At 72.4% G+C, this 12,883-nt stretch carries 9 protein-coding genes and 2 pseudogenes; 2 read left to right on the top strand and 9 right to left on the bottom strand.

The genetic code is table 11. From position 1 onward, the window contains the following. Window positions 1-36: 36 nt before the first annotated feature. A pseudogene (locus tag AB0903_RS06820) lies at window positions 37-282 on the bottom strand (AMP-binding protein); the annotation flags it as partial. Further along, window positions 279-1,955 (bottom strand): AMP-binding protein, encoded by a 1,677-nt coding sequence (locus tag AB0903_RS06815; RefSeq protein WP_366699699.1) that lies wholly within the window; start codon window positions 1,953-1,955, stop codon window positions 279-281. The gene AB0903_RS06815 and the pseudogene AB0903_RS06820, both read right to left, overlap by 4 nt. 86 nt (window positions 1,956-2,041) lie before the next feature. Between AB0903_RS06815 and AB0903_RS06810 the strand changes: the two are divergent. Next, window positions 2,042-2,125, top strand: a pseudogene (locus tag AB0903_RS06810) (helix-turn-helix transcriptional regulator); the annotation flags it as partial. Between the two features lie 122 nt (window positions 2,126-2,247). Here the strand turns inward: AB0903_RS06810 and AB0903_RS06805 are convergent. Continuing rightward, complete coding sequence (locus AB0903_RS06805) at window positions 2,248-3,378, bottom strand: winged helix DNA-binding domain-containing protein (protein ID WP_366699697.1); 1,131 nt, start codon at window positions 3,376-3,378, stop codon at window positions 2,248-2,250. A gap of 111 nt (window positions 3,379-3,489) precedes the next feature. Here AB0903_RS06805 and ppk2 point away from each other — a divergent pair, with 111 nt between their 5' ends. Next, window positions 3,490-4,509: a polyphosphate kinase 2 gene (gene ppk2, locus AB0903_RS06800; RefSeq protein WP_366699695.1), complete on the top strand. Its 1,020-nt coding sequence runs from the start codon at window positions 3,490-3,492 to the stop codon at window positions 4,507-4,509. 157 nt (window positions 4,510-4,666) lie between these two features. On the opposite strand, the gene AB0903_RS06795 is transcribed toward ppk2, so the two are convergent. The 6 genes from AB0903_RS06795 to AB0903_RS06770 all read right to left on the bottom strand — a co-directional run bounded on the left by AB0903_RS06795 (window position 4,667) and on the right by AB0903_RS06770 (window position 12,652). After that, entirely contained in the window at window positions 4,667-6,190 is a 1,524-nt protein-coding gene (locus AB0903_RS06795; protein WP_366699693.1) for an aminotransferase class I/II-fold pyridoxal phosphate-dependent enzyme, read from the bottom strand. 353 nt (window positions 6,191-6,543) lie between these two features. Further along, complete coding sequence (locus tag AB0903_RS06790) at window positions 6,544-8,481, bottom strand: ABC transporter permease (protein WP_366699898.1); 1,938 nt, start codon at window positions 8,479-8,481, stop codon at window positions 6,544-6,546. A gap of 69 nt (window positions 8,482-8,550) precedes the next feature. After that, a complete protein-coding gene (gene modA / locus AB0903_RS06785; protein WP_366699691.1) occupies window positions 8,551-9,339 on the bottom strand; it encodes a molybdate ABC transporter substrate-binding protein in 789 nt (262 codons plus the stop codon). A 13-nt stretch (window positions 9,340-9,352) separates the two neighbouring features. After that, window positions 9,353-9,748: a helix-turn-helix transcriptional regulator gene (locus AB0903_RS06780; protein WP_366699689.1), complete on the bottom strand. Its 396-nt coding sequence runs from the start codon at window positions 9,746-9,748 to the stop codon at window positions 9,353-9,355. Between the two features lie 237 nt (window positions 9,749-9,985). Next, complete coding sequence (locus tag AB0903_RS06775; protein WP_366699687.1) at window positions 9,986-11,140, bottom strand: XdhC/CoxI family protein; 1,155 nt, start codon at window positions 11,138-11,140, stop codon at window positions 9,986-9,988. A gap of 33 nt (window positions 11,141-11,173) precedes the next feature. Further along, window positions 11,174-12,652 (bottom strand): NCS2 family permease, encoded by a 1,479-nt coding sequence (locus tag AB0903_RS06770; RefSeq protein WP_366699685.1) that lies wholly within the window; start codon window positions 12,650-12,652, stop codon window positions 11,174-11,176. Window positions 12,653-12,883 lie beyond the last annotated feature (231 nt).

The following is a 12,883-nucleotide window of genomic DNA, read 5'->3' as shown; positions in this document are numbered from 1 at the left end:
AGTAGCCGAGCATCACGCTGTATCCGCGGGTGCACGGCTCACCGCCCAGATCCCGACGCCGTCTCCCGCGGCCACCCCGGAGCCGAGCAGGCCGCGCGCCGGCTGGTCGACGGCCGCGTCGAGTCCCGCGCACGTCCAGCGGGTGCCTGCCGCGACGTCGACCAGGGCTTCGCGGTCCGCGTGGGCGGCCGCGGTGCGCCTGAGGTCGGCGCCGATGGTGTCGCCGAGCAACTCCGTGCCGCTCGTGCCGTGCGCGTACGAGAGTGTCGTCGCAGGTGTCATCGCAGGCCCTCCTCCGTGTACTCGGCGGCCGAGCCCTCGGCCGTACGTTCGCGCAGCTCGATCCGGCGGATCTTCCCGGACACGGTCTTCGGCAGCTCGGCGAACTCCAGCCGGCGGATGCGCTTGTACGGGGCGAGGACGGCGCGCGAGTGCCCGAAGAGCAGCTTCGCCGTGTCCGGCCCCGGCTCCCACCCGTCGGCCAGGACGACGTACGCCTTGGGCACGGCGAGCCGCAGCGGGTCGGGGGCGGGGACGACCGCGGCCTCCGCGACCGCCTCGTGCTCCAGCAGCGCGCTCTCCAGCTCGAACGGGCTGATCTTGTAGTCACTGGCCTTGAAGACGTCGTCGCTGCGGCCCACGTACGTGATGTACCCGTCGTCGTCGCGGGCACCGATGTCGCCGGTGCGGTAGAAGCCGCCGGCCATCGCCTCGGCGGTGCGCTCCTCGTCCCCGTGGTAGCCGGTCATCAGACCCACCGGACGGACCGAGAGGTCCAGCGCGATCTCCCCTTCGGCCGCGCCCGGTTCGCCGGTGACCGGATCGAGCAGCTCGACGCGGTAGCCGGGACCGGGGCGGCCCATCGATCCCGCCTTGAGTCGCTGGCCGGGGCTGTTGGAAACCTGGACCGCCGTCTCCGTCTGACCGAAGCCGTCCCTGACGGTCACGCCCCACTCACGCCGCACGGTCTCGATGACCTCGGGGTTGAGCGGCTCACCGGCGGCGACGACCTCCCGCGGGGGCCGTTGGAGCCGGCTCAGATCGGCCTGGATCAGCATCCGCCAGACCGTCGGCGGAGCGCAGAAGCCGGTGATCCCCTCACGGTCCATCTCGGCCATCAGCCGGCTCGCGTCGAACCGGGTGTAGTTGTGGATGAAGACCGTCGCCTCGGCGTTCCACGGCGCGAAGAGGTTGGACCAGGCGTGCTTGGCCCAGCCGGGCGACGAGATGTTCAGATGCACGTCACCGGGCATCAGTCCGATCCAGTACATGGTCGCGAGGTGGCCGACCGGGTACGACACATGGGTGTGCTCGACGAGCTTCGGCCGCGCGGTCGTGCCGGAGGTGAAGTACAGCATCAGCGTCTCGTCGGCGCGGGTCGGGCCGTCGGGCTCGAAGGTGCGGGGGCTCGCGTGCGCCTCCCCGTACGACAGCCAGCCGGCGCGCTCGCCGCCGACCGCGATCCGGGTCCAGCCGCCGGGGACGTCGTCGAACTTTCCGGTGTCCTCTGCCCGTACGAGGACGTGCCGCACCCGGCCGCGCTCGATACGGTCGCGCAGATCGGCAGGACCCAGGAGCGGGGTCGCCGGAATCATCACGGCGCGCAGCTTCATCGCGGCGAGCGCGGTCTCCCACAGCTCGACCTGGTTGCCCAGCATGACGAGAACCCGGTCCCCGGCCCGCACGCCCTGCGCGCGCAGCCAGTTCGCCGCCCGGTCCGACCGTACGGACATCTCGGCGAACGAGACCCGTGTGCTGTCTCCGTCCTCCTCGACGATCCGCAGGGCGGTCGCGTCGTTGCCGTCGGCGATGACGTCGAACCAGTCGAGCGCCCAGTTGAAGTGCTCGAACCGGGGCCACTCGAAGCCCTCGTAGGCGCGTCGGTAGTCCTCCCGGTGCTGCAGCAGGAAGTCCCGGGCCGCCCGGAACCTCTCCGTGGCGCTGCCAGACGTCATGTGTCCATACCTTTCTTCGTGGGTTCGTTCCGGTCATTCGTAGGATCGGGAAGCCCAGGGGTCCTGGGTATGGCTGTCATGTGTCCCTGCGGTCGGCGATGCGGAAGCTGGGGGCGCGGACGCGGCTGGAGGCGGTGGTGTCGGCGCGACGTGCGGGCCTGCTGCCGTGACGGCCGCTGCGCGCCGGCTTGCTCCCCTGCCCGCCCCTTCCCGCACCCGGAGCCCGCCCCCGGACCCTCGCGCCGCGCGGAGCGCGGTACAGGGGTCCGCGGTCCGGTGCGGGGAGGGGCGGCTACGCCGCGTCGCGGACCGCGCCGAAGCGGACCTCCGGCGTCAGTCCCGGCCGCATACGGGCCAGTGTCCGCCCCGCCTCCTCCGCCAGCTCCGCCCGCCTCCCCCTCGTGAGCGGGCCGAACGGCTCCAACGTCAGCGTCGCCGTCTCCGCGCTCTCCGCCACGCGCCAGATCCCGGCGAGGAACCCGTCCAGGAGGAACGTGCGGTACGCCTGGTTGCCCTTCCAGGTGAGCGCCTTGTGTTCGGCGGACACCACCCGGCTGCGGTCCGCGTGCGAGAGCAGCAGATTGTCGAACTCGGGCAGGAGACGCGCCGGCGCCGGGACGTCCGCGTCGGGGCGGGGCGCTTCCGGGAGGTCGAAGAGTTCCACGCCCCGCTCGTCCCGGAAGACGGCCAGCCCCGGCCGCAGCCGTTCGAAGACCTCGCGCGTCCGGGTCAGCCCGGAGCAGGTCTGGAAGTCCTTGACGGAGGCGGGGCCGAAGGCTGCGAGGTAGCGCCGCACGGTGTCGTCGGCCGCCGGGGCGGGTTCGGCGGGGCGGCCGAACCAGGTCTCCGCGGTGGTGAGCCGGACCTGGCCGCTCCTGCCCCACACGCCCCGCGGCGTGACCTGCACCAGCGGCAGGGAGCAGCGGGCGGCCACGGACAGCGAGAAGGGGTCGGCGTCCGGCCAGTGCCCGGCGAGCGCCTCCCGCAGCTCCTTCATGGTCCGCGGCTCCTCCTCGACGAGTCCCCGCGCGACCTCGGCCAGCCTCCGGAGGTCCACGCCGGCCAGTCCGTGCCTGAACTGGGCCAGTTCCCGGTCCCGCGCGGCCTGGACGAGCGGCCGCAGCCGCATGCAGTCGTCGGCGGTGTGGGTGTGGATGGTGGACCGCATGGTCACGAGCCGCCCGACCGCCCGGGACTCCATCAGCGTGGCGAGTTCTTCGGGGCGGAAGTCCGCCAGGCGCGCGGCGAGCGCGTAGTAGGGCGGCTGCACGTTCTGCGCCTGGAGTCCGAGCAGGTGCGCGACCGCGCCCTCGACGGGCAGTTCCGCCCGCGGCACGCGGCGCAGCAGGAGCTGCCGCGCGAGGGTCGCCCGGTTCAGTGCGCGGGTGTCGAGAACGGGATGCGCCGTGGTCTTCGAGGCCATGGCGAAGACGCTACCGACCCTTGCGGACATTCTCTGTCCGCAACCGGAGCGGATGCCGGGTGGGATCATGAGGGATACGTGACCGGCGGCCGGACGGGGCAGGTGGCAGGTATGAGCGAGGCGACGGAGTGGGGCGCGCAGGACGGACAGGAGCTGCTCGACGGCATGACGGTCGACGCACGCCGGCCGGAGCGCCCGGTGCTCTTGGACGAGGACGGCCGCCCGATCAAGACCTGGCGGCAGAACTACCCGTACGAACGCAAGGTCCCGAGGGCCGAGTACGAGCAGCGGAAGCGTGTGCTGCAGATCGAGATGCTGAAACTGCAACGCTGGGTCAAGGAAACCGGTCAGCGGCTCATCGTGATCTGCGAGGGACGCGACGCGGCGGGGAAGGGCGGCACCATCCAGCGGTTCACGGAGCGGCTGAACCCTCGCGGCGCGCGCGTGGTGGCACTGGAGAAGCCGACCGAACGCGAGGCGACGCAGTGGTACTTCCAGCGTTACGCGGCCCATCTGCCGTCCGCGGGCGAGATCGTGTTCTTCGACCGCTCCTGGTACAACCGGGCCGGGGTGGAACGGGTCATGGGGTTCTGCACCAAGGCGCAGTACGACCAGTTCCTGCACCAGTGCCCGCAGTTCGAGCGGATACTGGTCGAGGACGGGATCATCCTCGTCAAGTTCTGGTTCTCGGTCTCACGTGCGGAGCAGCGCACCCGCTTCGCGATCCGGCAGGTCGATCCGGTGCGCCAGTGGAAGCTGTCCCCCACGGACGTGGCGTCGCTGGACCTGTGGGACGAGTACACCGCCGCCAAGGTGGACATGTTCCGCGCCACCGACACCGAGCACTCCCCGTGGACGGTGGTCAAGAGCAACGACAAGCGCCGTGGCCGTCTGGAGGCGATGCGCAGTCTGCTGTGGCGGGTGGACTACGGCAGCAAGGACACCAAGGCCATCGGTCGGCCGGACCCGCTGATCGTCGGGGCGGCCGACACACTCCTGGAGCCGGGTGAGGAGAACGCCTCGCTGTCCCCGACCCCGCTCGCCGGGCATGCGGAGGGGCCCGGCGAGCACCCCGGTGAAGAGCCCCGAGGACGGTCCGCCGGGCATCCGGGTGAGCGTCCGGGCCCGTGACGCGCCCGGGCGCCGGCCTGCGGGGCCGGTCTCTCCCGCTCCGTACGGCCGACCGGCACCTGAGAGCGCGCATCCTCGCTCCGTCGTTGCACTGAGGCGAAACAGCCCTTCGGTGTGTGCCGGGAGCGGGGACGAAGGTTGCAGGGGCGGCCCGGCGCTACGCCTGGGCGATCAGGCGGTCCACCGCCGCCGTGCCCGAGGTGTAGCCGGCGGCCATCGCCCTGGCCGCGACACCGGGGCGGGAGGCTTGGGCGGGTGCGAGGCCCCGGGCGGAGAGCGGCTGCTGGGCGGAGGGCTCGTGGGCCAGGGCGAGTGGAGTGTTCTCCCGGGGCAGCGGCTGCGGCTGGGCCGTGCTCCGGGCGGCGCCCTGGGCCGGGACGTGGGCCAGCATGGGAGCGGGCTGCGGTGCCTGGGCGTGGGGCTGCGCGACGGGGTGGGGCTGGGATCGGGGTGCCGACCGGACAGGGGACGGGGCCGGTACCTGGGCCAGCATCGGCTGCGGCGGTTCCGGCGCGGGAGCGGGGGCCGGCGCGGTACGGACAGGGCCCCCGTACAGCACGTGTTCCATCGCGGTGACGAGGCGGACCACGTCGTGCTCGGGACGGACCACGCACCGTACGAAACGGCTGGAACTGCCGATCTTGTTGCCGCACTCCCGTACCAGAACGCCGTGTTCGGCGAGCAGCCGGTCGCGGAGGATCGAGCCGTCGGCCCCTTCCGGGAGGCGTACGTACACGAAGTTGCCCTGGGACGGATAGACCGTGAGGCCGGGCAGCCGGGAGAGTTGCCCGATCATGTCCTGGCGGTCGCGGCCCACCCACAGCAGGCTCTCCGCGTACTCCTGTCGGTGTTCCTTCAGCATGAACACCACTGTCTCCGCGAAGGAGTTCAGGTTCCACTTCGGCAGCGCGGCCCGCACCTTCTGGGCGAGGCCGGGGTTGGCGACGAGGTAGCCGAAGCGCACCCCGTGCAGACCGAAGTTCTTGCCGAGGCTGCGCAGCACGATCACGTTGGTGCGCAGCACGGCCTCGGCCGCGACGCTGGTCTCCCGCCCCTCGTCGGCGAATTCGAGGAAGGACTCGTCGACGACGACCAGGTCGAGGTCCTGCAACTGGTCGAGCAGCGAGAGGACCTGCTGCTTGGGCAGCAGGCCGCCGTCGGGGTTGTTCGGGTTGCAGACGACCGCGACACGCGAGCCTCTGGACCGTACGAACTGCACGAAGGAGGCCGGGTCGAGGGCGAAACCGCGCGCTTCGGGGAGCAGCAGCATGTCGACCCGTTTGCCGGTCTCCATCGGCTGGTCGGTCCAGCGGCCGAAGGTGGGGACGGGGACGGCCAGCGACTCACGGACCAGCAGATGGTCGATCCAGGTGATGAGTTCGGTCGAACCGTTGCCCATGGCCACGGTCTGCGGGTTGAGGCCGAGCAGCCGGCAGAGCTCGGCGCTGATCGTGTCCGCGTCGCTCGGGTAGTAGGTCAGGATCTCCCTGATCCTGCTGCCGAGCCGGTCGAACATGGCCGGGGTGGGGAAGTACGGATTGCACGGGATGCAGAAGTCGACGATCTCGCCGGCGGCGCCGCCGCCCGCCCGGTTCAGCGTGAAGTACGACGGGCTGTGCGCGGTGGACGCGCGGAAGAGCGCGGTGACATTGCTGCCGTTGCTGACATCGCTGCCGGCCAAGACGTGCCTCCCCTGCGAGCTGGCGGCCCGTGCGGATCCGCGCGGGCCGCCCACAGGTACGGACGCCGTCCGCCCGTTGTTCAAGGCGGCCGGCCGGGAAGGAGACGGCAGAAGCAGTGACCGACTCGCCGGGACCGTCCTCGAACCGCTTGACGACCGTGCCGAGCGGATTCCACACCCGCCCGTCGGGCATCCGGACCCCGACGGGCTGCCCGAACATCTCCCGCTGCCCGTCGTCGAGGTCCACCCGCGCCGCCCCGGCCCCGCGGAAGTGAACGGTTTCACGAGCAGCGGCACAGCGTGTGCCGTGTCCCCGTGAGGCAGCCGCGCGGTACTGACGCCGCTCCGCGCCACTACGGGTTGACGACGGTGACCTCGGTCGCCTTCACTCCGGTCCAGACCGACACCCCTTCCGACAGGCCCAGTTCGGTGGCCGCCTGCGGGGTGATCTCCGCGACGAGATCCGGCGCGTCGGTGGAGGTCACCAGCACCCGCAGCCGGCTCCCGACGGCCGTGAGCTCGCGTACGGTACCGGGCCAGACGTTGCGGGGGCTGCCGCCGGGGCGCTCCCGGTGCACGGAGACGGCCTCCGGGGCGATGATCGCGAGGACCTCGGCGCCCGGCGTCAGCGGGTCGGCGACGACCAGCCGCCCGCCGCCGGACAGTTCGACGCCGTCGGCCGCCGCCGTGCCGGGCCAGGCGTTGCGGCCCAGCATCCGTGCGACCCACGGGGACCGGGGATGGCGGGTGACCTCCGCGGGCGGTGCGTCCTGGACGGCGCGACCGTCGTCGAGGACGAGCACCCGGTCGGCCAGCGACACGGCCTCGACCGGGTCGTGGGTGACGACAAGGCACACGCCGCCGAACCCGTCGAGATGCCCGCGCAGCGTGTGGCGCACCTGCGCGCGGGTGGTCTGGTCGAGCGCGGCGAGCGGTTCGTCGAGGAGCAGCAGCCGTGGCCCGGCGGCCAGGGCGCGGGCGAGGGCGACGCGCTGCGCCTGGCCGCCGGAGAGCTGGGCGGGCCTGCGGGAGGCGAGATGGCCGACGCCCAGCCGGTCGAGCCACTGCTCGGCGGTGCGGCGGGCCTCGGCGCGCGCCGTGCCACGGGCGCGCAGCCCGTAGGCGGTGTTGCCGAGCGCGCTCAGGTGCGGGAAGAGCGCGCCGTCCTGGGGGACCCAGGCGACGCCGCGGCGGTGCGGCGGCAGCGCGGACACGTCGACGCCGCCGAGGGTGAGAGCGGCGTGGGCGCGCGGGGTGAGCCCGAGGAGTGCGCGCAGCAGGGTCGTCTTGCCGGCGCCGTTGGGGCCGACGACCGCGATGGTGGTACCCGGTGCGGCGTCGAGGGTCAGTTCGTCGAAGCCGGTGACCTCGGCGTGCAGCGCCCAGCGTCCGTCCGTGGCGGGCGGTGCGGGCTCGGGGCCCGTACGGGGCGGGGCGGGGTGCGCAGGCTCTTCGGCCACGGGCGCCGGCCGGCGGACGACGGGTGCGCCGCCCGTCCAGCGGCCGCGCAGGGCGACCAGCACCGCCATGGCGACGGCGAGCAGCAGGAGCGACAGGGACGTCGCCGCCTCCGGTTCCTCCTGGAGCAGCAGATACACCTGGAGGGGCAGTGTCTGTGTGGTGCCCGGCAGGTTGCCCGCGAAGGTGATGGTCGCGCCGAACTCGCCGAGCGCGCGGGCCCAGGTGAGCGCCGCCCCGGCGACCAGGCCGGGCAGCACCATCGGCAGGGTGACGGTGAAGAAGACCCGTACCGGCGAGGCGCCGAGGGAGGCCGCCGTCTCCTCGTAGCCGGGGCGCAGACCGGCGAGGGCGCCCTCGAGGCTGATGACCAGGAACGGCATGGCGACGAAGGTGGCGGCGACGACGGCACCGGAGGTGTGGAACGGCAGCGTGACGCCGAAGGCGTCCTCCAGCCAGGGCCCGAGCAGCCCGCGCCGCCCGAAGCCGAGCAGCAGCGCCACGCCTCCGACGGTCGGCGGCAGCACCATCGGCAGCAGGACGAGCGAGCGTACGAGGGCCTTGCCGGGGAAGTCGGCGCGGGCCAGCACCCAGGCGAGGGGCACGCCGAGCAGCAGTGAGAGCCCGAGTGCCCAGAAGGAGACGACCAGAGAGAGGCGCAGCGCCTCGGTGACGCCGGGGGTGGTCAGGTGGGTGCCGATGTCCGTCCAGGCGGTCCTGCCGAGGATGCCGGCCAGGGGCAGCAGCAGGAAGGCGACGGCGAGGAGCGCCGGCACCGCGAGCACGGCGGGCGTACGGGTGCCGAAGGCCGCCGCCGCACGTGGTGAGCGCAGGCGGGGGGCGCGGCGGGCGGTGTCACGTGGACGCTTCACGATGGGTTCCTGTGCTGCTCGGCCGCGGGGCTACGGCTGCTGGAAGCCGGCGTCCCGCAGGATCTTCTGCGCCTCGGGGCCGCCCAGCCACGTGACGAACGCCGCTGCGGCGTCGGGGTTGCCGGATGCCTTCAGGGGTGCGGCCGGGTACGAGGCGACCGCGTTCTGCTCGTCGGGGATGTCCACGGCGTCGGTCGTGCCGGCGGCGGTGGTGGCGTCGGTGCGGTAGACGAGTCCGGCGTCCGCCTCGCCCAGTTCCACCTTGCTGAGCACGGCCCGCACGTTGGGCTCCTGGGAGACCGGCCGCACCTCGACGCCCTGGGCGTCGAGGATCTGCCTGCTGTAGCGGCCGACGGGCACCTGGGGTGCGGCGAGGACGACCTTGAGCTTGTCGTCGGCGAGGTCCGCGAGCGAGTCGATCCGGTGCGGATTGCCCTCCTCGGTGGCGATCACCAGCCGGTTCCCGGCGATGACGACCGCCTCGCCGGTGTCGGCGGCGAGGCCGTCCATGGTCCTGGTGTCGGCGGTGACGAGCGCGTCGGCCGGAGCGCCCTGGCGGACCTGGGCGGCGAGCTCCTGGGAGCCGGCGAAGGAGAAGGCGACCTCGGTGCCGGGGTGCGACTTCTCGTAGGCGGCCCCGGCGGTCCTGAAGACGTCGGTGAGCGAGGACGCGGCGAGCACGGTCAGCCGGACGCCGGCTGCGCCACCGGTGTCACCGGCGCTGCCGTCGCCGCTGTCGCAGGCGGCGAGCGGTGCGAGCAGCGCGGCGGCCAGGACCGCGGCCGCGGCGCGGCGGTGTCCGGTACGGGTGGGGAGCACGGGCGGACACCTCTCAGGCACGGTCGATGTGCACGTTGGTCGACTTCACCCGGGCGGTGGCCCGCATGCCGACCTCCAGCCCCAGTTCCTCGACGGCCTCGCGGGTGAGCAGCGAGACCAGCCGGTGCGGTCCGGCCTGGATCTCCACCTGCGCGGCGACGTCGCCGAGCTTGACGGCGGTGACGATGCCCGGGAACGCGTTGCGTGCCGAGGTGTACGGGACGCCTTCCTCGCCGGCACCGCCCTGGGCGACCTCGACGGAGAACGCGGCCAGGTCCCGGCCGTCGATGAGACGCCGGCCGCTGTCGTCGCGATGGGTCGCGACCCGGCCGGCGTCGGCCCAGCGTCGCGCGGTGTCGGCGCTGACGCCGAGCAGCCGCGCGGCCTGACCGATGGTGTAGGACTGCATATGCGCCACGATAGGCGACATTGGCTTGCAGGTACAGCTGCTTCAGCGCAACACACATGGCAGTTGCGACCCGTCTGGATGAAGCCACGGCGGCCTGGGGAACCGGCCGGCGGCCGCGGGGCATGGGCAACCCCCGCGCCGATGGCCGCGGGGGTGTGGCGGGGCGTGACAGGGCGTGGGCGTGACAGGGCTGCCCGAGGCCGGCACACGGCGGGCGGAAGCTCCGGGCGGCGGTCCCTAGGCGACCGACGACCCGATGCGGCCCGCCGGCGCGTCCGGGCCGTCGTGGTGGATCGGGGTGTGCGCGCCGGTCAGGGAGACTCCGCTGCCGCCGCGGCGGTGCGCGACGATCTCGGCGCCGATGGACAGGGCCGTCTCCTCCGGCGTGCGGGCGCCGAGGTCCAGGCCGATGGGCGAGCGCAGCCGGGCCAGTTCGAGTTCGGTGACGCCGGCGTCCCGCAGCCTCCTGTTGCGGTCCTCGTGGGTGCGGCGCGATCCCATCGCGCCCACGTAGGCGACCGGCAGTTTGAGCGCAAGTTCCAGCAGCGGCACGTCGAACTTGGCGTCGTGGGTCAGTACGCACAGCACCGTGCGGCCGTCGACCTCGGTCGACTCCAGATAGCGGTGCGGCCACTCGACGACGACCTCGTCCGCGTCCGGGAAACGGCTCGCGGTCGCGAAGACCGGACGCGCGTCGCAGACAGTGACGTGGTGGCCGAGGAACTTGCCGACGCGGACCAGCGCGGCGGCGAAGTCGACGGCACCGAAGACGATCATGCGTGGTGCGGGGACGCTCGACTCGACGAGCAGGGTCAGCGGCCGGCCGCAGCGCGAGCCGTCCTCGCCGATGACGACGGTGCCGGTGCGTCCGGCGTCCAGCATGGCCGCGGCCTCGGAGGCCGCCGTACGATCCAGCTCACGAGGGCCGCCGAGGCCGCCCTCGTACGTGCCGCCCGGCCGTACCAGCAGGGCACGGCCGGCCAGTTCGGCGGGCCCCTCCGTGATCCTGGCGACCGCCGCCGCCTCCCCTCGGGAGGCCGCGGCCAGCGCGGCGGCGAACACCTCCCTCGCGGGGCCGTCGGCATGGACCGGGGTGACGAGGATGTCGATGACTCCGCCGCAGGTCAGGCCCACGGCGAAGGCGTCCTCGTCGCTGTAGCCGAAGCTCTCCAGGACGCTGGTGCGGTCTTCGAGGGCCTGCCGGCACAGCTCGTAGACGGCGCCCTCCACGCACCCTCCGGAGACCGAGCCGATCGCCGCGCCGTCGCTGTCGACGGCGAGCGCGGCGCCCGGCAGCCGTGGGGCGCTGCCGCCGACGGCCACCACGGTGGCGACGGCGAAGCTGCGGCCCTGCTCGACCCACCGGTTCAGCTCTTCGGCGATGTCCAGCATGTCGGTCTCCTTCGGGTGTCGTGCGGGGCGGGGCTACTTGACTCCGAGCAAGCCCTCGATCGGGTGCAGCGCGAAGTAGGCGAGGAAGACGACGGACAGGACCCACATCAGCCAGCCCACCTCGCGCGCCTTGCCCTGGACCGCCTTGATCAGCACGTGGGTGACGACTCCGGCCGCGATACCGGCGGTGATCGAGTAGGTGAAGGGCATCAGCACGGTGGTCAGGAAGACCGGGATGGCAGTCGCCGAGTCGTTCCAGTCGATGTGCTTGGCGTTGCTCATCATCATCGCGCCGATGACGACGAGCGCGGCGGCCGCGACCTGGGTCGGGATGACCTGGGCGAGCGGGGTGAAGAACAGGCACAGCGTGAACGCGAGGCCGGTGACGACGGAGGCGAGACCGGTACGCGCGCCGTCACCGACGCCCGCGGTCGACTCGACGAAGACGGTCTGGCCGGAGGCGCCTGCCACACCGCCCATCACACCGCCCGCGCCGTCGATGGCGAGGGCCCGGTTGAGGCCGGGCATCTTGCCCTTGTCGTCGGCCAGGTCGGCCTGCTGGCCGATGCCGATGATGGTTCCCATGGCGTCGAAGAAGCCGGCCAGCACCAGGGTGAAGACGATGACTCCGACGGTGATGCCGCCGACGCTGCCGATCCCGTCGAAGGAGACGGCACCGAAGAGTCCGAAGTCCGGGCTGGAGACGATGGAGCCGGTGATCTCGGGCGCGTTCAGTCCGCCCCAGGCCGCCTTGTCGAGGCCGGCGAACTGGTGGACGACCGCGGCGAAGAGCGTGCCGCCGACGATGCCGATCAGGATCGCGCCGGGGATCTTGCGGACCTGGAGCAGGAAGATCAGCAGCACGGTGACGGCGAAGCAGAGCACCGGCCAGCCGGTCAGCATGTCCCTGGTGCCGAGCTGGATCGGCTTGGCGCCGGCGATGCCGCCCTCTCCGGGCATGGAGGTCACGAATCCGGCCTGGACCAGGCCGATGAGACAGACGAACAGGCCGATCCCCATGGTGATGGCGTGCTTCAACGCCAGCGGGATCGCGTTCATGATCAGTTCACGGAGACCGGTGACGACGAGCAGGATGATCACGGCGCCGTAGATGACGCACATGCCCATCGCGTTTTCCCAGGTCATCGTGGGCGCGACCTGGAAGGCCACGACGGCGGAGACGCTGAGGCCCGCGGCCAGGGCGAGCGGCACATTGCCGAGAAGGCCCATCACGATGGTCGTCGCGGCGGCGGCGAACACGGTCGCGGTGGTCAGCTGATCACCGTCGAGCCTGTTCCCGGCCGCGTCGGGCACCGAGAGGATCACCGGGTTGAGGAGGATGATGTACGCCATCGCCATGAAGGTGGTGATGCCGCCGCGCACCTCCCGCCCGACGGTCGAGCCTCTCTTCGTAATGTGGAAATACCGGTCGAGCCGGGAGCGGTCGGCGGGCGGGCGCTTACTCGCGCCGGCGTCCTCCGCCGTCCTCGGCTCAGTGGACTGCTGGGTCATGGTGCCTACTTCCCAAGGTTCACAGGGGCACCCGCCGAAGGGATTGGGGATGGCGGGATTTGGGATGCTGCTTGGCTGCACGACCCGGGGGACGGCCCGAGACTTGCGCTGCGGTGGTGCGGTGGTGCCGGGTACTGCGTGGTGCGGTGGTGCTCTCTCCTGGCGGCGCGGACCTGCAAGGGAACGGGACGTTCCTCGGAGGCATGGCGCGCACCGCCCGGAGAAGTGGGG

This window comes from Streptomyces sp. NPDC048389 (genome assembly GCF_040706335.1).
Classification (GTDB): domain Bacteria; phylum Actinomycetota; class Actinomycetes; order Streptomycetales; family Streptomycetaceae; genus Streptomyces.
The sequence above is the reverse complement of the archived record's forward strand: the minus strand, read 5'-3'. Positions and strand labels throughout refer to the sequence as shown.